At 46.2% G+C, this 25,100-nt stretch carries 22 protein-coding genes and 3 pseudogenes; 18 read left to right on the plus strand and 7 right to left on the minus strand.

The features are described 5' to 3' along the window. Window positions 1–235 precede the first annotated feature (235 nt). The 6 genes from ipbA (at window position 236) to ykgH (ending at window position 6,026) form a co-directional block, all read left to right on the plus strand. Window positions 236–799 (plus strand): tyrosine-type DNA invertase IpbA, encoded by a 564-nt coding sequence (ipbA, locus tag QZF50_RS13040; protein ID WP_061892108.1) that lies wholly within the window; start codon window positions 236–238, stop codon window positions 797–799. A 329-nt stretch (window positions 800–1,128) separates the two neighbouring features. Next, window positions 1,129–1,923: a LuxR family transcriptional regulator HyxR gene (gene hyxR / locus QZF50_RS13045; RefSeq protein ID WP_001315275.1), complete on the plus strand. Its 795-nt coding sequence runs from the start codon at window positions 1,129–1,131 to the stop codon at window positions 1,921–1,923. Next, the gene (locus tag QZF50_RS13050) at window positions 1,920–2,060 is read left to right on the plus strand and encodes a hypothetical protein (protein WP_001406335.1); all 141 of its coding nucleotides are present in this window, start codon (window positions 1,920–1,922) and stop codon (window positions 2,058–2,060) included. The genes hyxR and QZF50_RS13050 overlap by 4 nt, the downstream gene beginning before the upstream one ends. Before the next feature lie 16 nt (window positions 2,061–2,076). After that, window positions 2,077–2,838 (plus strand): protein HyxA, encoded by a 762-nt coding sequence (gene hyxA, locus QZF50_RS13055; protein ID WP_001406334.1) that lies wholly within the window; start codon window positions 2,077–2,079, stop codon window positions 2,836–2,838. Between the two features lie 41 nt (window positions 2,839–2,879). Continuing rightward, complete coding sequence (gene hyxB, locus QZF50_RS13060; protein ID WP_000798056.1) at window positions 2,880–5,177, plus strand: outer membrane autotransporter HyxB; 2,298 nt, start codon at window positions 2,880–2,882, stop codon at window positions 5,175–5,177. Window positions 5,178–5,360: 183 nt separating this feature from the next. After that, the gene (gene ykgH, locus QZF50_RS13065; protein ID WP_001209098.1) at window positions 5,361–6,026 is read left to right on the plus strand and encodes a protein YkgH; all 666 of its coding nucleotides are present in this window, start codon (window positions 5,361–5,363) and stop codon (window positions 6,024–6,026) included. Window positions 6,027–6,271: 245 nt separating this feature from the next. Here the strand turns inward: ykgH and QZF50_RS13070 are convergent, their stop codons facing one another. From QZF50_RS13070 to rclR, 4 genes are all read right to left on the minus strand, one after another. Further along, on the minus strand, window positions 6,272–6,967 hold the full coding sequence (locus tag QZF50_RS13070; RefSeq protein ID WP_290388886.1) for a lactate utilization protein C: 696 nt from the start codon (window positions 6,965–6,967) through the stop codon (window positions 6,272–6,274). Continuing rightward, a complete protein-coding gene (locus tag QZF50_RS13075) occupies window positions 6,960–8,387 on the minus strand; it encodes a LutB/LldF family L-lactate oxidation iron-sulfur protein (RefSeq protein ID WP_000023910.1) in 1,428 nt (475 codons plus the stop codon). Before QZF50_RS13075 ends, QZF50_RS13070 begins: the two co-directional genes overlap by 8 nt. Window positions 8,388–8,397: 10 nt before the next feature. Continuing rightward, complete coding sequence (locus tag QZF50_RS13080) at window positions 8,398–9,117, minus strand: (Fe-S)-binding protein (protein WP_001102115.1); 720 nt, start codon at window positions 9,115–9,117, stop codon at window positions 8,398–8,400. A 529-nt stretch (window positions 9,118–9,646) separates the two neighbouring features. Further along, window positions 9,647–10,501: a reactive chlorine-specific transcriptional regulator RclR gene (rclR, locus tag QZF50_RS13085; protein WP_000339587.1), complete on the minus strand. Its 855-nt coding sequence runs from the start codon at window positions 10,499–10,501 to the stop codon at window positions 9,647–9,649. 225 nt (window positions 10,502–10,726) lie between these two features. Here rclR and rclA point away from each other — a divergent pair, with 225 nt between their 5' ends. From rclA to rclC, 3 genes are all read left to right on the plus strand, one after another. Beyond that, entirely contained in the window at window positions 10,727–12,052 is a 1,326-nt protein-coding gene (rclA, locus tag QZF50_RS13090; protein WP_001046304.1) for a reactive chlorine resistance oxidoreductase RclA, read from the plus strand. A gap of 108 nt (window positions 12,053–12,160) precedes the next feature. Then, window positions 12,161–12,397 carry a reactive chlorine resistance periplasmic protein RclB gene (gene rclB, locus QZF50_RS13095; RefSeq protein WP_000474074.1) on the plus strand — a complete coding sequence of 79 codons (237 nt, stop codon included), beginning with the start codon at window positions 12,161–12,163 and terminating at the stop codon, window positions 12,395–12,397. Between the two features lie 11 nt (window positions 12,398–12,408). Next, window positions 12,409–13,002: a reactive chlorine species resistance protein RclC gene (rclC, locus tag QZF50_RS13100; protein ID WP_001306921.1), complete on the plus strand. Its 594-nt coding sequence runs from the start codon at window positions 12,409–12,411 to the stop codon at window positions 13,000–13,002. 158 nt (window positions 13,003–13,160) lie between these two features. On the opposite strand, the pseudogene QZF50_RS13105 reads toward rclC, so the two are convergent. Beyond that, window positions 13,161–13,289, minus strand: a pseudogene (locus tag QZF50_RS13105) (aldo/keto reductase); the annotation flags it as partial. Between the two features lie 302 nt (window positions 13,290–13,591). Between QZF50_RS13105 and QZF50_RS13110 the strand changes: the two are divergent. Continuing rightward, entirely contained in the window at window positions 13,592–14,449 is an 858-nt protein-coding gene (locus QZF50_RS13110; protein ID WP_000621018.1) for a helix-turn-helix domain-containing protein, read from the plus strand. Between the two features lie 120 nt (window positions 14,450–14,569). On the opposite strand, the gene fdeC is transcribed toward QZF50_RS13110, so the two are convergent. Further along, the gene (gene fdeC / locus QZF50_RS13115; protein WP_000092556.1) at window positions 14,570–18,823 is read right to left on the minus strand and encodes an inverse autotransporter adhesin FdeC; all 4,254 of its coding nucleotides are present in this window, start codon (window positions 18,821–18,823) and stop codon (window positions 14,570–14,572) included. Window positions 18,824–19,375: 552 nt separating this feature from the next. On the opposite strand from fdeC, the pseudogene QZF50_RS13120 reads away from it, so the two are divergent. From QZF50_RS13120 to ykgO, 4 genes and pseudogenes are all read left to right on the plus strand, one after another. Beyond that, a pseudogene (locus QZF50_RS13120) lies at window positions 19,376–19,465 on the plus strand (hypothetical protein); the annotation flags it as partial. Window positions 19,466–19,938: 473 nt separating this feature from the next. Continuing rightward, a complete protein-coding gene (gene ykgR / locus QZF50_RS13125) occupies window positions 19,939–20,040 on the plus strand; it encodes a small membrane protein YkgR (RefSeq protein ID WP_000662258.1) in 102 nt (33 codons plus the stop codon). Between the two features lie 362 nt (window positions 20,041–20,402). Continuing rightward, window positions 20,403–20,666 carry a type B 50S ribosomal protein L31 gene (locus tag QZF50_RS13130; protein ID WP_000803998.1) on the plus strand — a complete coding sequence of 88 codons (264 nt, stop codon included), beginning with the start codon at window positions 20,403–20,405 and terminating at the stop codon, window positions 20,664–20,666. Then, window positions 20,666–20,806 (plus strand): type B 50S ribosomal protein L36, encoded by a 141-nt coding sequence (gene ykgO / locus QZF50_RS13135; RefSeq protein ID WP_000866436.1) that lies wholly within the window; start codon window positions 20,666–20,668, stop codon window positions 20,804–20,806. The genes QZF50_RS13130 and ykgO overlap by 1 nt, the downstream gene beginning before the upstream one ends. A 34-nt stretch (window positions 20,807–20,840) precedes the next feature. Here the strand turns inward: ykgO and ykgL are convergent, their stop codons facing one another. Continuing rightward, window positions 20,841–21,068 carry a protein YkgL gene (gene ykgL / locus QZF50_RS13140; protein ID WP_001147277.1) on the minus strand — a complete coding sequence of 76 codons (228 nt, stop codon included), beginning with the start codon at window positions 21,066–21,068 and terminating at the stop codon, window positions 20,841–20,843. An 822-nt stretch (window positions 21,069–21,890) separates the two neighbouring features. Here ykgL and ecpR point away from each other — a divergent pair. From ecpR to ecpC, 4 genes and pseudogenes are all read left to right on the plus strand, one after another. Next, on the plus strand, window positions 21,891–22,433 hold the full coding sequence (gene ecpR / locus QZF50_RS13145) for an ECP biosynthesis operon DNA-binding transcriptional regulator EcpR (protein ID WP_001296902.1): 543 nt from the start codon (window positions 21,891–21,893) through the stop codon (window positions 22,431–22,433). A 74-nt stretch (window positions 22,434–22,507) separates the two neighbouring features. Continuing rightward, window positions 22,508–23,095, plus strand: a complete 588-nt coding sequence (gene ecpA, locus QZF50_RS13150) for a common pilus major fimbrillin subunit EcpA (protein WP_061892107.1) — start codon at window positions 22,508–22,510, stop codon at window positions 23,093–23,095. Window positions 23,096–23,152: 57 nt separating this feature from the next. Further along, window positions 23,153–23,821, plus strand: coding sequence for a fimbrial chaperone EcpB (gene ecpB / locus QZF50_RS13155; RefSeq protein WP_000716392.1), 669 nt, complete (start codon window positions 23,153–23,155; stop codon window positions 23,819–23,821). A 25-nt stretch (window positions 23,822–23,846) separates the two neighbouring features. Then, window positions 23,847–25,100 (plus strand): annotated as a pseudogene (gene ecpC, locus QZF50_RS13160) (fimbrial usher EcpC); the annotation flags it as partial.

Here is a 25,100-nt window from a genome sequence, read left to right on the forward strand (position 1 = left end):
CTGTAGTTCATAGCTTTTATATTTATTTTCTCACATCACTGTAGATAAAAACACGCATTAAAAATGACTTGTAGAAAAGCTGCACAATAAATAGTTCATATTTAATCTGTTGCGTAGAACTACTATTCAAAAAATCTTAATAATGAGATAATGAGATTACATCGATAACGTTCTGATTGCAGGCATACTTATCTGGGTGTGCCTCTCTTTTTTTTAAAACTGTACACGGTGGCGTATAACGAGAAAATATCTCACACAGGATGAAGTCTACAGGCTGATGGATGCAGCCCAGAGTATGTCCTTTCCTGAAAGAAATCGCTGTCTAATTATGATGGCTTTCATTCACGGTTTTAGGGCCAGTGAACTTCTTGATTTACGTTTATCCGATATTGATGCATCTGGAAAACAACTTAATATTCGGCGTATTAAAAATGGTTTCTCGACAACACATCCTCTTCTTCCTGATGAATATAATTTGATCAAGTTGTGGCTTAAGCAGAGGAAGTTAATTGAAAACGGAGTTGAAGGAGACTGGCTTTTTCTCTCCCGGAAACGCCGCCCTATCAGCAGACAACATTTTTTTTCTATCATTCGTGAGGCTGGAAAACGTGCAGGATTAGCTGTAAAAGCACATCCTCATATGTTACGTCATGCCTGTGGTTTTGCTCTGGCTGACAATGGTGTCGATACCCGACTACTTCAGGATTATCTGGGTCATCGAAATATTCAGCATACTGTCAAATACACAGCCAGTAATGCTGCTCGTTTTAAAGGGGTGTGGAAAAAAAAGCCTCGTTAAAACAGTACCTTCTGATTCAAAATGTCAGATTCCTACGTTTTCCTCAATTCTTCCATAAAAAAACAGCCCATTCAATTAAATAAAACACATAACATGTTGATATTTCTCGCTAAAGTAAAATAACCCCATGATTTGAAATGATTAACCACAAAGATCATACCAGTGATTAACTTTCGCTCATATTGTTAAATAACACAAAATTAAAAACAATAAAAATCAAACAAATTAGATTTATATTCCAAGAAAATTAAATATTCAGGCTATTAAACCAAACCTGACATTTTGAATCAAAATGTCAGGTTTTGTAGCAATGGCGTGGACGAGTCTGAATGAAGAAGCCTCTGGTTATTATCAGTGCCTGTCAGTTCACCAGGCTGGCACTGGAGTCTCTCATCCCAGCGGACAGGTATATCGTGCGGGTGTACAGCAACGTCACTACAGAGGTTGAATTCGTTTTAAAGACCTCCTGTGGCTACCTGTTGGCTGATATCCCTTCGCTTCCTTCGGGGGAGTTAGTTCTTCTGGCTTGTCTTGTCCGCTTGCGGAGTGATGCCGGGCAATGGCAAGTCTGCCTGACCGGTGACTCCGACTGGTTCGATAATGCTCCTGCTTCAAGTCTGTATAACGGCTTCCCACATATCGGCACCTTGCTGAAAGCGAGTCGTTATCAGAATCAAATTATCCGCTGGTTACTACGTCCTTTACCCGGCGATATGAGTGATTTCTGGCTCCTGACTGCACGGGAGTTAAGCGTGCTTAAGATTCTGATGCAGGGCATGAGTTTCAGTGAGATTGCCCGTTATGAACAACGCAGTTCAAAGACTCTGCATGCGATTGCCACACAGGCATTAAGGAAACTTGGACTGGGAACACTAAGCGATTTCAGGCTGCTCTATACAGGATGCGGTGACAGCAGAGTCAAACGGAATATACGGCTACATGCAAGATATGTCGGACAACATTCCGCTCATCGACTCACTCAGTATGTGCAGAACATGGTGTCCGGAATTCTTTATCCAGAGAAAGTTATCGTTGGTAAATCAATAAATTCTGACGCCATATCCGGAAAAGTGCTTTCCGGGCAAAGAAAACATATGTCTAAAAAAAGACCAGGAGTGTTATGACACAGCAGCGTTGTTACTACCACCCACTGCGGCGCGTACGGACTCGCTACAGTGTAGGGGCCAAAATATTTCTACTGCTCTGGGCTGCAGGAGTGGGAGGCACGCTGTACAGCCTGTACAGCGTGCTGGCGTACTGACATCTGTGAGGGAAGGATGCGTTTCGTTCTTTTCTGTCCCTCAGGAATTGTACCTGCACAGTTTGAAGCTCTATCAACCGGTTCTGTCTGCAATATTACCTGCATCAGAACAGAAGAAGAGTTACGCAATAAATTGCGGCACAGGCCGCAGAGTGTCGTGATATCGGCAGGGCGACCTGCCGAATGCGCTGAAATGTGGTTCCGATTTTATCGGGATCACTCATTCGTGGTGGTGTTGTGCGTCGCGCCCTTTTTTCTGCCACCGGATGTGAGTATTTCTGGCGTTCTCAAAAACCTGAGGTTACTGAAAACAGGAATGTCAGTAGAGCGTGCTATCAGTGTTGCAAATGCCTCTGGTGGGTTTTCAGGACTGAAACATGCAGAAAATTTGCCAGTTATGGACAGTTACTCTGTCTTTATGAATGAGGTGAATAACCGCACAAAGACAATCGTCATGTCAGAACGCTTCCCGGAAAAGCAAAAGAAGGTGTTGTCGTTGCTTCTTGCTGGACACAGCTGGGAATACAGTGCGCAGTTTCTCAAAACGGGGATAAGACAGATATGGCTTGCTGAGCAGTCGCTAAAAAAGCGTTGGGGAATACCGGACAGCATGTCATTGCGGGAAGCCCTGCTGCTGAGCAGCAATAAATTTCACGGTGATGGAAATGCATTGGAAAAAACGAATGCCATGACATTGCGTGAAAACGGAAATACCAACAGGTATTCCGTGGTGGTAAATGCAGGGACGCAGGCTTTATCTCTGCATAAATATAAATAAGTGGGAAATTGAAATTAGTTACCAGAATGGAGAATTTCTTCATGAAAAACAGTAAGGCATTTTACCGCAGCGCATTAGCGACAGCTATTGTTATGGCTCTTTCTGCACCAGCATTCGCTGCTGATAACGCGGTATCAACTACACCGGTTACACTGGATAAAGATAAGACAACTCTGGATCAAGATGTTGTTATTAGCAATACAGCAGACCAACAGATTACAGCCGTAACAATTAATGCGGCAGATAAAGATCTTAATGTTACTTTTGGCGGTCATGATATTACTGCTGAATCAACGGCAGACAAAAAATTCCTTGAAGGTGTAAAAGTTAGCGGTGACAAAAATATTGTGATTAATGCTACAGGCTCCACCATCACAGCTCAAGGTGAAGGCACCTATGTCCGGACTGCAATGGTCATTTCTTCAACTGGCGATGTTGTTGTTAATGGCGGTAATTTCGTTGCAAAAAATGAAAAAAGTAGTGCGACAGGAATATCTCTGGAAGGGGCCACGGGAAATAATGTAACGCTAAATGGTACAACCATAAATGCTCAAGGTAATAAGAGTTCCAGCAACGGCTCTACGGCAATTTTTGCTCAAAAGGGTAGCGTATTGAATGGTTTTAAAGGTGATGCAACCGACAACATTACCCTTGCTGGCTCAAATATTATTAATGGCCGGATTGAAACAATAGTTATTGCCAAGGAGAATACGGGAACTCATACAGTCAATCTGAATATTAAGGATGGCTCAGTAATTGGGGCGGCTAATAATAAACAAACAATTTATGCTTCTGCTTCGGCACAAGGAGCAGGTTCAGCAACGCAAAATTTAAATTTATCTGTCGCCGATTCAACCATCTACTCTGATATCCATGCCCTTTCTGCAAGCGAGAATTCAGCCGGTACCACAACAAATGTAAACATGAACGTTGCCCGCTCTTACTGGGAAGGTAATGCTTATACCTTCAATAGCGGCGATAAAGCGGGTAGTAATCTGGATATAAATCTTTCCGATAGCTCAGTCTGGAAAGGCAAAGTTTCAGGGGCAGGAGATGCCAGTGTATCTCTGCAAAACGGGTCTGTCTGGAATGTTACGGGATCCTCAACTGTTGATGCTCTGGCAGTAAAAGACAGTACGGTTAATATCACGAAGGCTACAGTCAATACTGGCACGTTTGCTTCTCAGAACGGCACTCTGATTGTTGATGCCTCTTCTGAAAACACTCTGGATATCAGCGGAAAAGCGAGCGGTGACTTGCGTGTTTACAGTGCGGGTTCATTGGATCTTATCAATGAACAAACGGCATTTATTTCTACCGGCAAAGACAGCACTCTAAAAGCCACAGGCACAACGGAAGGTGGTCTGTATCAATATGACCTGACACAGGGAGCTGATGGTAACTTTTATTTCGTAAAAAACACGCATAAAGCATCCAACGCCAGCTCCCTGATTCAGGCAATGGCAGCAGCTCCGGCTAACGTTGCTAATCTGCAGGCTGACACGCTCTCAGCCCGTCAGGATGCTGTCCGTCTGAGCGAAAATGACAAGGGCGGCGTATGGATTCAGTACTTTGGCGGTAAACAGAAACATACCACCGCGGGAAATGCATCCTATGACCTGGATGTAAACGGTGTAATGCTGGGTGGTGATACCCGCTTCATGACTGAAGATGGTAGCTGGCTGGCAGGTGTAGCGATGTCTTCTGCGAAAGGTGACATGACCACCATGCAGAGCAAAGGCGACACTGAAGGTTACAGCTTCCACGCTTACCTGAGCCGCCAGTATAACAACGGTATCTTCATTGATACTGCTGCACAGTTTGGTCACTACAGCAACACGGCAGATGTTCGCCTGATGAATGGTGGCGGTACCATCAAAGCTGACTTTAACACCAATGGTTTCGGTGCGATGGTTAAAGGCGGTTACACATGGAAAGACGGTAATGGCCTGTTTATTCAGCCATATGCCAAACTGTCTGCGCTGACGCTGGAAGGTGTGGATTATCAGCTCAACGGCGTGGACGTTCATTCTGACAGCTATAACTCTGTGCTGGGTGAGGCCGGTACGCGCGTGGGTTATGACTTCGCTGTGGGCAACTCGACCGTTAAACCTTATCTGAATCTGGCCGCACTGAACGAATTCTCTGATGGCAACAAAGTCCGTCTGGGTGATGAGTCTGTCAATGCCAGCATTGACGGTGCAGCATTCCGCGTGGGTGCAGGTGTACAGGCTGATATCACCAAAAACATGGGAGCATATGCAAGCCTTGACTACACCAAAGGTGACGACATTGAGAACCCGCTACAGGGTGTAGTTGGTATCAATGTGACCTGGTAAGAATAAAGCAGTCGGTTCCCCTGTCGACTGTTATACCCCCTGCAGGCAGCATACTGCTGCCTGCAGGCTATAAACATCCAGTATTCATGATGCTGGTTTTTTGCTGATATTTACCCCGAACATTCCTGATACAGGCTATTAATACAACCTTATCTGCGGCAGATTTTATTTTCTGGATATATTATGCGTGAACAAATCAAACAGGATATCGATCTGATTGAGATTTTATTTTATCTGAAGAAAAAGATTCGTGTTATCCTTTTTATTATGGCTATATGTATGGCTATGGTGCTGTTGTTTCTGTATATCAATAAAGACAATATAAAAGTGATTTACAGCCTAAAAATAAACCAGACAACGCCAGGTATACTTGTTAGCTGTGATAGCAATAATAATTTTGCCTGTCAGACCACAATGACTGAAGATGTTATTCAGCGAATTACTACATTTTTTCACACCAGCCCAGATGTCAAGAACAGAGAAATAAAGCTGGAATGGTCAGGAGATAAGAGAGATTTACCAACTGCTGAAGCGGAAATATCTCGCGTGCAGGCGTCTATTATCAAATGGTATGCGTCAGAATACCATAATGGCAGGCAAGTTCTCGATGAGATACAAACACCTTCAGCAATTAACAGTGAGCTTTATACAAAAATGATATACCTGACCAGGAACTGGTCATTGTATCCGAACGGTGATGGCTGTGTAACTATAAGCTCACCAGAAATAAAAAATAAATACCCTGCTGCCATTTGCCTGGCTCTGGGATTTTTTCTAAGCATTGTAATTTCTGTAATGTTTTGCCTTGTCAAAAAAATGGTAGATGAATACCAACAAAACTCTGGGTAGTAATAAACAGCATTCTGATAGAGAGTGCCTGTATAAAGCTGAAGTGACAATGACCGGGAAGGGAACCCGTTTTCAGGAATGGATGCCTGTCTTTTTCACTGTAAATATCCTGGCATTACTAATGCCAGGATATTTACAGAAGAGCAGCATAACCATGACGGAACGGGGTTAAGTCAGGTTGTCCTTAACGCTATTTTCAACCTCGTATGCCTTCTTCAGGTTTATGTTCAGATCTCATATCTCTCTCAGCAATCCTCAATAATCAGATACACCGCTTTCACCGGACCATGAACCCCGACGACTTTGATAAGCTCAATATCCGCCGTTGAACTAGGGCCGCTAATGATGTTAATGCAGGACGGCATTCGTTCACCGGCCTGCGCTTTCTGATGCAATTTTTCTGCGAGTTGCGCTACACGCGGCAGGATTGTGCTTTTACGCAGGATAAAAAGAGAAGATTCCGGGAGCAGGCTCAATGAACGCCCGCGCCCGGCGGCGGAAAAAAGAACCACGCCTCCCGATTCGGTTAAACCATATTCAGCATACACGACACCCACTTTAGCCTGCTCGGCCTGCGAGATATTCTCGGCACCTTTCGCCGGATCCCAAACAACGGCATTGCATTCCTGCTGCAAACGTTCACTAATCCCCAATTCCTCGAGCCTCGTGTCACCGCTAATCACGACCGACTGATCTCCCACCTCTTTACACAGCCGTATTGCAGCTTCTGCCGCCTTCGCCTCGCTGGTCAGCTCACAGCGCGTCAACATAACATCGCTGGCAAACTGAATAAACGCGTCACAGCGCTGCTGTTGGTTAAGTTGGGTAAGCCGCTCGTTAGCATAGTTGTTAAGCGGCGCATCTTCTGCTTGCGGTTCAAGTCGCAGCGGGCGACCCAGTGCCTGAGCAACGTTATTCAAAAATTCGCCTCGATTATCCATTCTTTTTCTCCTGCGCCTGATGTTTCTTAAACCAACTACGGAAACTCTCTCCGTCAGCTTCAGGAAGATCGCGTGCTTCCATCCAGTCGCTAATCGCGCCAAATTTGAGTGGTGTTTTGCCGCCATTGATAAACCAGCTTGCCGCATGAGCGCCGGCCATCATCCCGACTTTCCACAATCCTGGATGACTATTGGCATAAGCGAACATTTTTATCGCCCGTTGCTCTGCTTTTGCGGTGATCCCTTTTTCAGCCATCACCCGACGATGACTCAAAATCAGTTTTGACAGCGGAATACGCACCGGACACACGCTGTCACAAGCAGTGCATAAAGAGCAGGCGTAGGGTAAATCTTTAAAATCTTTATAGCCGCCAAGTAGCGGAGAAATCACCGCACCAATTGGCCCTGGATAAATAGAGCCATATCCATGACCGCCAATATGGCGATATGCCGGACAAGTATTCATACAAGCCCCGCAGCGAATACAGCGCAGCACATCCCGAAATTCAGAGGCCAGCACCTCAGAACGCCCGTTATCGACAATAACCAGATGAAACTCTTCAGGACCATCAACGTGCCCCGCTTCGCGCGGTCCTGTCAGCCAGGTGTTGTATCCCGTCAAACGTGCACCAACGGCACTGCGCGCCAGCATGGTGATCAATACATCTACCTCGGCAAACGTGGGGGCAATACGCTCCATTCCCATCACTGCAATATGCGTTTTAGGCAGCGTGGTACACATTCGCGCATTACCTTCATTGGTCACCAGGCATACCGAACCTGTCTCTGCCACCGCGAAATTACAGCCGGTAATACCTATTTCAGCACTGAGGAAATCTTCGCGGATTTTTTGCCGGATGAATAAGGTCATTGCTTCAGGCGTTTCCGGCCCCTCATAGCCCAGACGTTCGTGTAGCACTCGACGGATCTGATGGCGATCTTTATGAATTGCCGGGACCACAACATGAGATGGCGGATCTTGATCCAGCTGGAGAATATATTCACCCAGATCGGTTTCAATCACCTGAATGCCAGCATCCTGCAATACATGATTGACACCAATCTCTTCGGTCACCATCGATTTAGATTTCACCACCTTCCGGGCATTTTTGCGTTGGGCAACCTGTAAAATGTAGCGGGTAGCGTCTTCTTTGGTTTTTGCAAACCAGACGTGACCGCCGTTTTGCGTCACTTTTTCTGAGAGCTGGTACAGATAAGCGTCGAGATTACTCAGAACATGATCACGTATCTGGGCAGCCCGATCGCGCCACTCCTCCCAGTGCCCCAATTCATCGACCATTTTTTGCCGATTTGCCCCAATACGCTGCTGCGCGTTTGCCACCGCTTTGCGCATGATCGGATCTTCAATTTGCTGACGGATGCGTGTCTTAAAATCTGTATTACTGGTTTTGATCGACATCTTTATATCCTCAGCGGCTCATCAACACTTCAGCAATATGCATCACTTTGACTTTCTGCCCTTCCCGTTGTAATCGCCCACTGATGTTCAGCAGGCAACTCACGTCAGCACCAATTAAATACTCAGGGCGGACTTCCATCAGGTGCGCAACCTTTTCTTTCACCATCTCGCCGGATATTTCGGCCATTTTGACCGAGAACGTGCCGCCAAATCCGCAGCAGGTATCCTGTTCAGCAAAGGTCAACAGCTCCAGTCCACGCACATTTTTCAGCAGCGTAAGTGGTTCGTCCTTCACCCCCAGCTTACGGGCCAGGCTACAAGATGGGTGATACACCGCTCTCCCTTGCAAACTGGCACCTACATCGACTACCCCTAATTTATTAACAATAAAAGAGGTGAGATCCTGCATACGCGCGGCAACCTTTTCGGCTCGTGATGCCCATTCAGGTTCATCCGCCAGATACGTCGGGTAACTTTTTACGGCATAGGTGCAAGAGCCAGCTGGTGAAATAATGGGATCGTCGTTATCCTCCAGTGCGGCGATCAGATTTTTCATCCCTGGAATCGCTTCTTTGATATAACCGCTATTGATCGCAGGCTGACCGCAGCATCCCTGTTTCTCCGGGAAATTTACGCGACAGCCGAGTTTTTCCAGTAGCAGCACGGAGTCTCGTGCCATTCTTGATTTCAGGGCGTCACCAATACAGGTGACAAAGAAATTGACATTCACAACTAATACTCCATTACTTCATGCCCATTTATGCCCGATGTTTCCCCCCCACCGGGGGATCAATCATCAATAAATATGGCGTTCTTTTTTAATTGGCTAGCAACATACCACCCCTCATTTGTATGACAAATGATAATCTTTCATCCAAACTTCAAATGCAATAACTAATTTTATTTCTTTCGGCATCGCTCACATTTTATGGGGAAATCGACGATCATTTTTGGCATAAGAAATCCATTTAAAAATGGCCACATCCCTTATACCTATTCAGAGCTACTTATTCAGGGGTTATTGAGATATACACTGATGGTGTACAAACAAAATCACCGACAATAATCACGTATCAAGTAATAGTCGGAGTTTTATTTAATTGAAGCAATTTAGTTTGCATTTTTATTTAAAAACCGAGCTAGAGTCCATCAGAAAAAAAATATATAAAGCCCAAACCACCGTTGGAAATAGAAATAGCTGAAAGGCTCACAACACCCGGAATGCGGATTATCTTTGCTCCGATTCCTGGCGGTTTTATTCAGGGTGCAAGCTGTCTGACCCTTTCCCGATATTCTCCCGGGGTACAACCAAACTCGCGGACAAACGCCTTGTGAAAAGATGATTCACTGGCATAGCCTACTGACTCAGCGATCACCACAACAGGGAGCGTTTCCCGGGAAAACATCTGGGCCGCTATTTGTAGACGCAACTTTGTTAATACAGCCAGCGGCGTGGTTCCGGAAACATCACGGAAAAGCTGGGCAAAACTTGCCCGGGACATGTGGGCGATGCTGGCCAGCGATTCGACGGTCCAGGCGTGTCCTGGCATTTCCAACATTTGCTGTATTACCGCACCAAGACGTGGATGCAGAAGCAAACTGAGAATGTTTTTCTCAGTATTAACCTGTGCAATCCACTCACGCACCGCGAGGGTAAAGAATGTAGCGCAGATCTGGCTACACAGTGCATCCACTCCCGGCATTGCCAATCTGGATTCCTGTTGTAAAAACGGGATCGCCTCCCTCAGCCAGTTATATTCTACGCTGTGGTTAACCGGTGCTAAAAACAGCGTTTCCGGCAAAGACGTTAAAAAATAACGCGCCGAATGTTGCAACCGAAGAGTGCCGCAGACAATACAGGTCGATTCATTATCGACATGACTCAGGCGATGAGCTGAATTTTGTGGTAGCAGGACCACATTTCCCGGGCGTAATGTAAAAATCTCTCCCGTCGGCATTTCCAGCTTCGCCGCTCCTTGCGTTAACGCATGCCAACGAATAACCGATAATTCCCCGGCACCATGTGGAAGCTGCCAGTCACTTCCTAACACGCAATTCTTATCGATCGTTCCTTGTGGAGCGTTAAGCATCAACAAACGGCTAAGGGCATCCATATCAGACTCCTGAGTGGTTTTTGATTACAAACACCAACAATCTTAGTAAATAACTAATCTAATACCATCAAATAGTTAATCATGATTTTTGTTTTGTGATTCTGATTAAGAAAAAGAAAATACCAGACGATAAGACAAAATATCAAGCGTTGTGAAGAAATGGTATTTGCTCTTTTGTGTCTATAGTCATGATGTCAAATGAACGCGTTTCGACAGGAAATCATCATGAATAAATATCAGGCAGTGATTATTGGTTTTGGCAAGGCTGGAAAAACATTAGCCGTCACGCTGGCAAAAGCAGGTTGGCGAGTGGCTCTCATCGAACAATCAAATGCAATGTATGGCGGGACCTGTATTAATATCGGCTGCATCCCAACCAAAACATTGGTTCATGACGCACAGCAGCACACAGATTTTGTCCGTGCCATACAGCGTAAAAATGAAGTGGTTAATTTTTTACGTAATAAGAATTTTCATAATCTTGCGGATATGCCCAATATCGACGTGATCGACGGCCAGGCGGAGTTTATCAATAATCATAGCCTGCGTGTTCATCGGCCTGAGGGAAATCTGGAAATTCATGGCGAGAAAATTTTTATTAATACCGGTGCACAAACCGTGGTTCCGCCAATTCCTGGAATTACCACCACGCCTGGTGTATATGACAGCACCGGATTACTTAATCTAAAAGAATTGCCTGGGCATTTAGGTATTTTGGGCGGCGGATATATTGGCGTTGAGTTCGCCTCTATGTTCGCTAATTTTGGCAGCAAGGTAACCATTTTAGAAGCAGCTTCGCTGTTTTTGCCTCGGGAAGATCGGGATATTGCTGATAATATCGCGACGATTTTACGCGATCAGGGCGTCGATATTATCCTCAATGCCCATGTGGAGCGAATCAGTCACCATGAAAATCAAGTGCAAGTGCATAGCGAGCACGCCCAACTGGCGGTGGATGCACTGTTAATAGCTTCCGGTCGTCAACCGGCTACCGCTTCGTTACATCCAGAAAATGCCGGTATCGCAGTAAACGAGCGCGGGGCAATTGTCGTTGACAAGCAATTACATACCACCGCAGACAATATTTGGGCGATGGGAGATGTTACCGGCGGGCTGCAATTTACTTATATTTCACTGGATGATTACCGCATTGTGCGTGATGAGTTGCTGGGAGAAGGCAGACGTAGTACTGATGATCGGAAAAATGTGCCTTATTCCGTATTCATGACACCGCCACTGTCCAGGGTTGGTATGACAGAAGAACAGGCCAGAGAGAGTGGTGCTGATATTCAGGTGGTGACATTGCCTGTAGCTGCAATTCCGCGTGCCAGAGTGATGAATGATACTCGTGGGGTATTAAAAGCGATTGTTGATAATAAAACCCAACGTATATTAGGGGCATCACTGCTGTGTGTTGACTCCCACGAGATGATCAATATAGTGAAAATGGTGATGGATGCCGGGCTGCCTTATAGCATATTACGCGATCAGATATTTACTCATCCGTCGATGAGCGAATCACTCAATGATCTATTTTCATTAGTCAAATAAACTCAAAATCAGACGCCAGAACAAATATTCTGGCGTCTCAGAGAAAAGAATCTTATTAATTCCCTGTTACTCTATAACTTCTTAATCACTTCATTGATGGTATTTTATATGTTTAAAAAATCTGTTTTATTTGCAACACTATTATCTGGCGTTATGGCATTTTCCGCCAATGCAGATGATAAAATAATTCTGAAACATATCAGCGTCTCGTCAGTATCAGCATCACCGACAGTTCTGGAGGATACCATTGCTGATATAGCCAGAAAATATAATGCTTCATCCTGGAAAGTCACATCGATGCGAATTGATAATAATTCAACCGCAACAGCAGTATTGTATAAATAAGGATGTTCACAATGGAAAAATACCTGCACCTGTTAAGTCGGGGAGATAAAATTGGCCTGACATTGATTCGTCTGAGTATTGCAATTGTTTTTATGTGGATTGGGTTATTAAAGTTTGTCCCTTACGAGGCAGACAGCATTACACCATTCGTCGCAAACAGTCCACTAATGTCGTTCTTTTATGAACACCCGGAAGACTATAAACAGTATCTGACTCACGAAGGCGAATACAAACCAGAAGCAAGGGCATGGCAATCGGCCAATAATACCTATGGTTTTTCCAACGGTCTTGGCGTCGTGGAGGTGATTATTGCTCTGCTGGTTTTGGCTAATCCTGTCAATCGCTGGTTAGGTTTATTGGGAGGGCTGATGGCATTTACCACACCGTTGGTAACACTCTCATTTTTAATCACCACCCCGGAGGCATGGGTACCCGCATTGGGTGACGCTCATCATGGTTTCCCTTATTTATCCGGTGCTGGTCGCCTGGTATTGAAAGATACTCTGATGCTGGCAGGTGCAGTCATGATAATGGCAGATTCGGCGCGGGAAATTCTTAAACAACGCAGTAATGAATCCAGTTCAACGTTAAAAACTGAATATTGATAATCCGAACACTGTCTGTTGTTCACTTTTTCAGGCGTCAGGCCCCCTTTCTGATGATGAAGCCTGACGCCATATTACCGGAGATATGACAGAGTGAAGATCAATATCACTCCCTGTTAAAAGGTTTTTGTCGTCTTAGGTAAAATACATGATTAATATCAATCATGTATTTTTACAGCAAGACAACCACGAACAAATTCAGGATTAAAATGTTTTACCGACTCCCCAACATAACCCAAATCAAGCGAACTAATTTGTGCCATTTCTTTATCTGTCAGTGAGAAATCGATTTTTGATGGGCATCTGCAATACTCTGAAGCAGACTATACGGAAAATTCCACTGTCAGTCCCTCCATTAGGCATGAACAATGAGTCTACGTTAAAACGTAACCTCAAAGTAGTATGTGGATTTTGATATCACTTATGCAAAAAATTCATTAATAATGTAGGACTGAAACCTCTCTATTTTCGGGGACAACGAAGCAGACGCTACCAGTGCTTTTGCCTTCGCCCTTGCTGTTTTTGATACACTTAGGGCCCAGGGCATAACGAAAATGTGCGATATGACAAAGAATTAACGGAGAATGTGATGATCAGGCAGAAGATTCTACAGCAGCTCCTGGAGTGGATTGAGTGCAATCTTGAGCACCCTATTTCAATCGAAGATATCGCACAGAAATCTGGCTACAGCAGACGCAACATCCAGCTTCTGTTCCGAAATTTCATGCATGTGCCTTTGGGAGAATACATTCGCAAACGAAGGCTTTGTCGTGCCGCCATTCTTGTCCGGCTCACCGCGAAATCTATGCTTGATATTGCACTCTCTTTGCATTTTGATTCACAGCAGTCATTCAGCCGCGAATTTAAAAAGTTATTCGGCTGCTCTCCCCGTGAATACCGCCACCGTGATTATTGGGATCTCGCAAATATCTTCCCTTCTTTTTTAATACGTCAACAGCAAAAGACGGAGTGTAGATTAGTCAATTTTCCTGAGACACCTATTTTTGGCAACTCATTTAAATATGACATTGAAGTGTCGAATAAATCACCGGATGAAGAAGTCAAACTGCGACGTCATCATTTAGCCAGATGTATGAATAATTTTAAGACGGATATCTATTTCGTCTCCACGTTTGAACCGTCAACAAAATCGGTCGATTTGCTCACGGTTGAAACTTTTGCCGGTACGGTATGCAAACAAACCGATTCAGAGATGCCGAAAGAGTGGACAATTAACCGAGGACTGTATGCCTCTTTCCGCTATGAAGGTGAGTGGGAGCACTACCCTGAATGGGCGCGAAACCTCTATCTGATGGAATTACCCGCCAGGGGGTTAGCCAGAGTGAACGGCAGTGATATTGAGCGGTTTTATTACAATGAAGATTTCGTAGAAAAGGATAGCAATGATGTTGTTTGCGAAATTTTTATCCCCGTTCGTCCGGTTTAGTTTTCGCTATATCTAAATGAATTTATAACGAGACTACTGTCAGGAAATTCAATAAATAATGGCGTTGAAGATGTCAACGCCATTATTGTTTATTAGAATGTTACTTTCATATTCTTAAAATTATTTCATCGCCTCCTCGTCCTTTGCCGTATCGGCATCCACCGCGGTAATGGTCACCGTCACTGGCTTCATTTCGTACCCGCCATAGGTCAGGGCGTTAAATGTGAACGTATAGACACCAGGCTTGCTGGTACTAAATTTACGCGTGATTTTTCCGCTCACGAAATGGTCATTTTTCGACGGCAGGAACTGATAATCCTTCTCCGTCACCCCTTCCGGCGTCTGAATGTCGACCCACATATTCCCGCCAACGGGGTTGTTTGCCGACATCAGTGTCACCTCCAGCTTCGCAGTCGATTTCCCATCCGCCACCAGAGATTGCATATCAGATGATGCGGTGAGTACCGCGTTTTTATCATCCGCAACGAATTTAGATTCGGCAGTTTTCGTTGATACCTGACCGTTGGTCTGACTCACTTGCGCCTTGAGTGTGTATGTCGCCGCAACAGTAGTGGTAGCGGTGAAAATAGCCTGCCCTTGCTCATTCGTTGTCGCAGTGCCATTCGGTTCCAGGTTTAACGAAGCCGGGCTGGCAGTCAGCGTCACTTCGCTATCTTTCACCAAATTGTTATTGGCATCAGTCACCGTAACTTTATACGTTTGTTTGGCTTTGCCGTCCGCCAGCGCATAGTTGCCCATCACCTCAATACCGGAGACGGTTGCGGTAGCCTTATCGGCTACAAACGTTATAGTCTGCGTATTCGAAGGCTGGCTATTCCCTGCCGATGCCGTGATCTCATACGTTCCGGCAGTCACTGAAACCACCTGCAACTCGGCTTTCCCCTCATCGTTGGCTTTCACCCAGACATTATCGCCTGTAAGCGGCTTGACACCCCGGGGCAGATTAAAGGTCACCAGGCTCCCTGGAACAGGGTTACCATTTTTATCCTCAACGGTCGCCGTCAGCGTAAAGGCATCTTTGCCGTTTGCTACTTTTTGAACGGCGGTGTCTACCTGCAGGTTTGCCTGACCGGTGCTGGCATCCGCGTTGAATTTCACCGTGACCGTCTTCTGAGAGTTTTTCACCGCGGCCGCGATTTCAAGTTCCCCTGCAACGGTTGATATCAACTCAATATCCGATTTACCTGCCGCATTGGTTGTTACTGTATTACCCGTCTTGCTGGTCACACCCTGCGGTAAATTCAGCGTAACTTCTTGCCCCTGCAACGGGTTACCATAGGTGTCCACAACGGTCAGGGTTACCTGGTTAGTCGATTGTCCATTAGCCAGCTGGTTATCAACCTTCACTGTCATATCACCAATCTCAGCCTTAGATGCGTCACCTGCAACATTCAGCACCAGTGGCTGAGCAACGGCATTTTGGCCGTTCACTCGCGGCATCACAGACAACTGACCCGCGGCAGATCCCAGCGTTAAGGTCGACACGTAGACCCCATTACCTTTCTCTGTCCAGTTTCCTGCTGAAGGACGCTCACTCCCCGTGTTGGCGGCACCGCTAAACACTGGTGCATCTGGCTTCATCCCGGTGACCGGGTTCCCGTACGCATCCTTCACGGTGAAGGTGAGTTCCGTCGTCGTTTTGACGGTCGGAGCCTTATTGTCCGCAACAAGCGTAGAGTTCGCTGATGACATCTCTCCGGCGATGACCGTCAACTGCGCGGCTTCGGTGGCTGCTGGCTGGCCGTTGAATAGCGGCATGACACGAAGCTCGCCCGTCTTTCCGCCTGTAGTTAACGTAGCAACATAGGAACCGTCACCTTTTTCGGTCCAACTGGAAACGGTCGCCCCTTCAGAGGCGGTCCCCGTCAAACTTGCCGACAACGAAAGACCACTGATAGCGTTGCCATGTGCATCTTTTGCAATAAGCGTCACGGTTGTACTTTCGCCGGCTTTTACGTGATCTTCTGCGACAGAGACTTTCGACTGGTTTGAAGATAACGCATCAGCCACCACGGTTACTTTTGCCGCATTTGCTGCCGCATCCTGTCCATTTAGCTTCGGCATAACTTCTAATTCACCCGCCGTAGAGCCGAGAGTAATCTGCGCAGTCCACGTCCCATCACCATTATTTGTCCAGCCCGATGCCGTAGAACCTACAGCAGCGGCACCCGCTAATGACGGCGCTTCCGGCGTGAGGCTGGTCACAGGGTTGTCATAGGCATCTTTTACCGTCCAGATTGCCGTAACTGTACCCCCAACCACCGGTTTATCAGGATTCAGGGTGATGGACGAATGTGCTGCATCAAGCGGCCCGGCAACAAACTTCAGCGTTTGTTGTAATGTGCCCAGCTGATACTGCTCGCTGAAAGCACGCACAACAACGTTTCCGGCACGGGTCGAAGAAACCGTAGCGCTGTAAACGCCTGGTTTTATCTCCGAAATTGTACCAATGGTGACACCATTAGTGTCTTGCGGAACAAATCGCAAGCGGCTGGCCTCTCCCGTCACCGGGTTACCATCAGTATCCACCGCAGTCAGCGTCAGCGTGTAGGCTTGCTGACCATCAGCAACCACGTCACCTGACGGCTCGTTAGCGCTCAGGGTGGAGTTTGCCACATCCATCATCGTGGCCCGCAGTTCTGCAGTGACGGTTTTGCTCATGCCATCAACACTAACAGTAATCGTTGCCTCACCTGACTGCGTTCCGGTAGTAAAGACAGACTGATACACCCCTGCTTCAGTTTCGGTGAACTCACCCAGTGTTGGCTTTGCCTGTGATTTAGTGGCCTTCAGGGTACGAGTCACAATATTTCCAGCCGGTTTGAAAGTTAGTTCAGTCTTGATCTGATCTTTCATGCCCGTGACTGGCTGGCCCTCGGCGTCGCGCAGAGACAGCACCAGCGGTCTTTGCTCATTACCGTTAGCAAGCATTTGAATACGGCTCTGACCGTCAAGCGTTAACGCCGTGCGATCGGCACTCATACCTGCTCCGGTAATGACCACCTCTGTCTGCACGCGTTTTGAGGCATTGCCTTTGTTATCGTAGGCAACCGCAGAAATCGCATAATAATTGTCTTTGCCTGGACGATAAGCCGGGAGCGTTACTTGCCACTGACTACCCTGACCGGTAATTTTGCCACCTTCAGCCAGTAATGACGGCGCTTCCCACTGCACATTTTTCAGTCCGTGAGTTGCTTTGCTGACCACAAGCCCCAGGGAAAGTGTCTGACCGCCCTTACCTTCAATACGCTCAGGCAGAGCAATACGGATCACTTCAGATTTGCGGTACTCAAGAACGATGTTGTTATTACGCTCAACCAGGTCATAGCGGCTGCCTGCCAGCATTCGACGCTCGCGAATGCTGTCTGTATCGAGTTGTTTCTCCAGAGGTTCGCCAATCCGATAATTAACTTCCAGGCCAAAGCGAGTGTCATTCTCACCGCTCTTGCCCTGCTTATGCCCGGCGCTCAGTGTCAGAAGAGGCACTGGCGTATAGGTCACCTCGGCAGAAATAGCATGCGGGTCTTTCTGGCGCTTATCTTTACCAAACAGCCCGACTTCATCGCCATAATACTGTTCATACATCAGGCTTGCGCCAAGCTGCGGCCAGGCAGGTAAATAGCCCTCTGCGCGGATATCCCAACCATTCGCCGGGCGTTCCTGATAATCCTCAATATCCGGCGATTTTTTCCAGCCAGAAGCCCGAATATAACCATTGGCGCTCAGTTTCAGATAATCGCGCCAGTATTCCGCACCAACACCAATGCGGGTATGACTACGGGATAAATCATGATCGATAAAAGTATTCACCCCCGCCATCCAGTCATTTCCTGAAAAATGACGCCAGCCAAAACCAATATTTGACTGAGTACGATCGTCTGTACGATGTATTGCCCCCTGAGTGAACAACATATTTGTCGGCGTATCATAAATCGGATAAAGCATTTCCAGCGAAGAATCCTTCAGCGAGAAATCTTTATCGACATTCAGTTTGACGCGCGCTGTACCATATTTCCCGAGCCACTCTTGTATTTCCTGGTTAGCTTTAGCGGTGGCCATTCCGGTAATAAAATTACGTGTCGCATCGCTATCTGGCTGACTGCTTAAAAATGTCCCGGCATTTGCGGCAAACGACGCGACATTTTTCTCCACATTATTATCAGCAGTTACCGTGGTATTTTCCATGCTCAACCGTGGCTGAACCGCATGCTGCGCATGTGCCGCCATTACTGGGGTAAAGGTGACAGCGAGTGGAAAAAGAACCTGAACAGAGATATTTGCCCACGCCACGCAGCGGGCCAGAACTGAATAACGAAATAGTGGTTGTTTATGACCTGTTTTATAACGTGACATTGAGATAATTTCCTGATGAACGAATTAACGAACATAGGCAGACACAAATAATGGCGTCTGCTTGTCAGAAAAACCGGAGATTTCCCGGTTTCCTTTTCCGCAGCAAAGGAAATACCTTTATGTAAGAAAGTACACTGCCACCTAATATATCCAGTGCCTGTAGCCACTCATCAGGTGGTTGGGCGCGGGATTATATTTTTATTTATGGGTAAAAATTTAGCTTTTTGTGCAAGTCATTAAATAGATACCTAAGTTATATTTCTTACTCTGCGGACAGTGAATAATTCATTATTCAGAGTGAATAATAATGACCTGTCTTTAATTTACCACGATTGGCAATACATCGAAGTAGGTATATACGCCAGGATAAACCAATATATTTTTTATGGATATTCATTTTCATTCATCAGACTGTAAATTGCGGAGATATCGAACTTGCACTACCCATCGCAACACTCAAACAGATTTATGAATTTCGTTCATAACCCCTGACAAATCCTGCCGTCTAATCGAGCTTTTCCCTTTACGTTATGCTTCTCATGAACGATAACACAACTTGTTCATGAATTAACCATTCCGGATAAACTATGGGATCAAATTCAGGCATCGAAAGGAACTGACTGGTTTCCGTTAATGAATTAAATATCTATTACTCTCCCGAGAGTAAAACTATCAAACCAATGAGTAACCGATACAGCCTCGCAAATTCTTTCAGATAATTAACCCGTCACTGCGGCACGTTCTCTCGTAAGGCGTGCCTGCAGTGTAATCCAGTATGTATCCGGCATAGTTGACGGTTTAATAGAACTCAATTCCTCTCCCAGGTCACCAACAACGATATCTTGTATAACACCCCAGGAGATACGACATTATGATGAGATGCGATATGCTCCTCAGCGCCAATCAACGCCCGGACTGGGCCAGTCTTGAGATCAGACTCATTCCCGGAACTGACTTCAGGCGACATATATCAATGACGTTGGTGCAATAAAAGATAGCCGATGTAATACATCCATTCAAATTTGTGATACATGTCAAAAAATTGGTTGACCAAACTCGTTATTTATATAAGGGCACTTACGAAGTGCGCTCTTTTTTAAAGCGAGGAAGTACCAATGAAAGAGAATAAAGTACAACAAATCAGTCATAAACTGATTAATATCGTTGTTTTTGTCGCAATTGTAGAATACGCCTATTTATTTCTCCATTTCTATTAATAACGGCAATAAACTGTTCACTTCAGTGATATTTAAAATATGCATCCTCTCCCTTTTTGTAAGTAATTATTATATCCGTGGGAGAGGAATACACGCTGTCAGGTAATCAATCATACTGCGATAAATCATCGGCCAGTAAAGTGGAGATAACCTCCATTCTCGAAAAATCCATACTCTCAGCAAAACCATCATCAATCACTCATCCAGGCGTTTATGGGAGCGTCACCAATGGCTGCTAACAATGCCAGAGTTCCCCGTTGCGAAAATTCCACATCCACAAAGAGTCACAGGGATTGAGTGTTGAAATGATCCGGATGAGCATGTATCTTTATGGTTATGTTATAACATAACAGGTAAAAATGATGAAGCCCAATATCCATCCTGAGTATCGTACTGTGGTGTTCCACGACACCAGTGTTGATGAGTACTTTAAAATCGGCTCGACTATCAAAACAGACCGTGAGATTGAGCTGGATGGCGTAACGTATCCATACGTGACAATTGATGTCTCTTCTAAATCGCACCCGTTCTATACAGGGAAGCTGAGAACAGTGGCATCAGAAGGAAATGTTGCACGATTCACCCAACGTTTTGGTCGTTTTGTTAGCACGAAAAAGGGGGCGTGATGAAAGTTCTTAACTCTCTGCGTACCGCAAAAGAACGCCATCCAGACTGTCAGATTGTGAAGCGAAAAGGACGGCTATATGTGATTTGTAAATCTAATCCACGTTTTAAGGCCGTTCAGGGTCGTAAGAAAAAACGTTGATTCAAAATTCGACGGATTAACGATATTTGTCTGATTAATAATCAGATCGGATTAATGTTGGTGTGTTTATAACACCAACATTAATTTTCCTGGGGATATATTCCTCCTGTTCATTTGAGGCCAACTGCCTGACGTTTCTCTCCGAATATTCCATTATCTTAATGTTGACTTGTTGACCAGCTTCGCCCCTGTATGCTGGCATCAACTCTCTTTTAGACTGAACACGCCACTCAGTCTCCTCCCTTTGCGGCGCAGCCTGCATTTTCACTCAAACTGTTAAGATGATAAATGTGGTAAATCTGTTGGTACTAACATAAAAACGTTTACGCCACAGGAACAGTCTGATCCACCGGTAACCCCGTCGCCGACGTTCGAGTGCCAGTTAGAGTAACGCGCACAGATAACTGCACTCAGTGCCCTGACAAAGAGGCCATCGTTCCTGTGACAGCTGGCAGCCTTCGTTTAACTTCACTTAATCTGGCTCTTGGGGGCTTACCGAACAGATGACGTACATACGCCCGTTCAATTTTCCATCACTTATTGTAATGAACACCTATAACCATTTTGTGCGGCATGTTAATCCATTAAAATTTCTTACTGATTGGCAAATCATCTTCAATGACAGCTCATTATAGTTTTATATTCTATCCCTTACCCTTAAAACTTGTTTTTTTACTAGTCCATCACACAGCGCATTAAGACTATTCCTAACACTTCAGGGCAAAGTTCCTGACCAATATAAAATGCAAGTAAGAATTGAACGTTATATTGCCAATAACCTTATGAAACCAAATGTCTTTTTCTTCTTATCAAAAAAGCAATATTTTCAGTTTTTCTAAATATTGACTTAACCATTGAATTCCTTTTCCGTTCACATATTGACACTCATCGGGAAAAAAACATAAATTTAAGCCCAATCGAAAATAATTAAACTTAATCTCGTTTAACCTTTATTGATATGTGCTACGTATCTTATTTACTTCCGGTTTACTAAGGAAACTGAATGCACCTGTAAAAATTATAGGTTTGGAAAGTAGTGACATGGCAAAGTGATTACAGCAGGGACTATGAGGTTAAAAACCATATGGAATGTCAAAACCGTTCTGATAAATACATCTGGTCTCCCCATGACGCCTACTTCTATAAAGGACTATCTGAACTGATTGTGGATATCGACAGATTAATTTATCTATCGTTGGAGAAAATTAGAAAAGATTTCGTGTTTATCAATCTCAATACGGATTCTTTATCTGAATTTATAAACCGTGATAATGAATGGTTATCCGCGGTAAAGGGGAAACAGGTCGTATTGATTGCGGCCAGAAAGTCAGAAGCCTTAGCAAATTATTGGTATTACAATAGCAATATTAGGGGCGTGGTATACGCTGGACTGAGTCGTGATATTAGAAAAGAACTGGCCTATGTGATTAATGGCAGGTTCCTGAGAAAAGATATTAAGAAAGATAAAATCACGGACCGGGAAATGGAAATTATCCGCATGACGGCCCAGGGAATGCAACCTAAATCGATTGCCAGAATTGAAAATTGTAGTGTGAAGACAGTGTATACCCATCGGCGTAATGCTGAGGCCAAGCTGTACTCAAAAATATATAAGTTGGTTCAGTAAACTCCAGGCAAGTTAGTTTTAAAAAATGACTCACTGGGACATCACGTCCTCAATTCAACTCGGGAAGAAATGCAATGAAAAAAAAGGTTCTGGCAATAGCTCTGGTAACGGTGTTTACCGGCATGGGTGTGGCGCAGGCTGCTGACGTAACAGCTCAGGCTGTAGCGACCTGGTCGGCAACAGCCAAAAAAGACACCACCAGTAAGCTGGTTGTGACGCCACTCGGTAGCCTGGCGTTCCAGTATGCCGAAGGCATTAAAGGTTTTAACTCACAGAAAGGTCTATTTGACGTGGCTATCGAGGGTGACTCAACGGCTACCGCCTTTAAACTGACCTCACGTCTTATCACCAACACATTAACCCAGTTGGATACCTCAGGTTCCACACTGAATGTGGGCGTGGATTATAACGGCGCGGCAGTCGAAAAAACTGGCGATACCATGATGATCGATACCGCCAACGGCGTACTGGGCGGCAACCTTAGCCCGCTGGCTAACGGTTACAATGCCAGCAATCGTACCACCGCACAGGATGGTTTCACCTTCACCATCATCAGCGGCACCACCAATGGTACCACCGCAGTAACCGATTACAGCACTCTACCGGAAGGCATCTGGAGCGGCGACGTTAGCGTACAGTTCGACGCGACCTGGACCAGTTAATCTCTCTGATGTACCAGCAGGGGTAGCCCCCCTGCTTTATTCCTGGACGGAATTGTTATGAAAAAGCACCTTCTGCCTCTCGCTCTGCTGTTTTCCGGAATACCTCCGGCCCAGGCGCTGGATGTCGGCGATATATCATCGTTTATGAACAGTGACAGCAGCACGCTGAGCAAAACGATCAAAAACAGTACCGACAGTGGTCGCCTTATCAATATCCGTCTCGAACGGCTCTCTTCACCGCTTGACGACGGGCAGGTTATCTCAATGGACAAGCCGGATGAGTTGCTACTCACTCCCGCCAGCTTGCTGCTACCCGCCCAAGCCAGCGAAGTGATCCGCTTCTTCTATAAGGGACCCGCAGATGAAAAAGAGCGCTACTACCGCATTGTCTGGTTTGATCAGGCCCTCAGTGATGCGCAGCGCGATAATGCCAACCGCAGCGCTGTGGCCACTGCTTCCGCCCGCATCGGCACCATTCTGGTCGTCGCCCCTCGTCAGGCGAACTACCACTTTCAGTACGCCAACGGCTCCCTGACAAATACAGGAAATGCGACGCTGCGGATCCTCGCTTACGGCCCCTGCCTGAAAGCCGCCAATGGTAAGGAGTGTAAAGAGAATTACTACCTGATGCCAGGCAAGTCGCGTCGTTTTACCCGCGTGGACACGGCGGATAACAAAGGACGGGTTGCACTTTGGCAGGGTGATAAGTTCATTCCCGTGAAATAGATAGCTGTGCAGATGGATAACGACAATGCCTTTACGACGGTTCTCCCCAGGACTGAAAGCCCAGTTTGCCTTCGGCATGGTCTTTTTGTTCGTTCAACCCGATGCCAGCGCTGCTGACATAAGTGCGCAGCAAATAGGTGGGGTGATTATTCCGCAGGCCTTCAGTCAGGCGCTTCAGGACGGCATGAGCGTCCCGCTCTATATTCATCTCGCCGGTAGCCAGGGTCGCCAGGACGATCAGCGAATCGGCAGCGCTTTTATCTGGCTGGATGATGGACAGCTACGCATCCGGAAAATACAGCTGGAAGAGAGTGAAGATAACGCCAGTGTCAGCGAACAAACTCGACAGCAGCTGATGGCTCTGGCCAACGCCCCGTTCAATGAGGCCCTTACCATCCCCCTGACTGACAACGCGCAGCTGGATCTCAGCTTGCGCCAACTACTGCTGCAGCTGGTGGTCAAGCGCGAAGCGCTGGGCACCGTACTACGCTCACGTAGCGAAGACATCGGGCAGTCCAGTGTTAACACCCTCAGCAGTAATCTGAGCTATAACTTGGGCGTCTATAACAACCAGTTGCGTAACGGCGGGAGCAACACATCCAGCTATCTGTCGCTGAATAACGTTACTGCGCTGCGCGAACATCATGTGGTGCTCGACGGCTCGCTGTACGGGATCGGTAGCGGTCAACAGGACAGTGAATTATATAAAGCGATGTATGAACGCGATTTTGCCGGTCACCGATTTGCCGGTGGAATGCTCGACACCTGGAACTTGCAGTCCTTAGGGCCGATGACCGCCATTTCAGCAGGGAAGATTTACGGCCTTTCCTGGGGAAACCAGGCCAGCTCCACCATCTTCGACAGCAGCCAGTCAGCCACGCCAGTGATCGCCTTTTTACCGGCGGCGGGCGAAGTACATCTCACCCGTGATGGGCGGCTACTAAGCGTTCAGAACTTCACTATGGGCAATCATGAAGTGGATACCCGGGGTCTACCGTACGGGATTTACGATGTGGAAGTTGAGGTGATCGTTAACGGTCGCGTGATCAGCAAACGCCCCCAGCGGGTCAATAAGCTGTTTAGCCGGGGGCGCGGCGTCGGTGCACCACTGGCGTGGCAGGTATGGGGCGGTAGCTTTCATATGGATCGCTGGTCGGAAAACGGGAAAAAGACGCGACCAGCTAAAGAGAGTTGGCTAGCAGGTGCCTCGACCTCCGGCTCATTGAGTACGCTTAGCTGGGCGGCAACGGGATATGGATACGATAATCAGGCGGTGGGT

Origin of the sequence: uncultured Escherichia sp., assembly GCF_948475835.1 — a bacterium.
In the GTDB taxonomy this organism is placed as follows: Bacteria; Pseudomonadota; Gammaproteobacteria; order Enterobacterales; family Enterobacteriaceae; genus ECMA0423.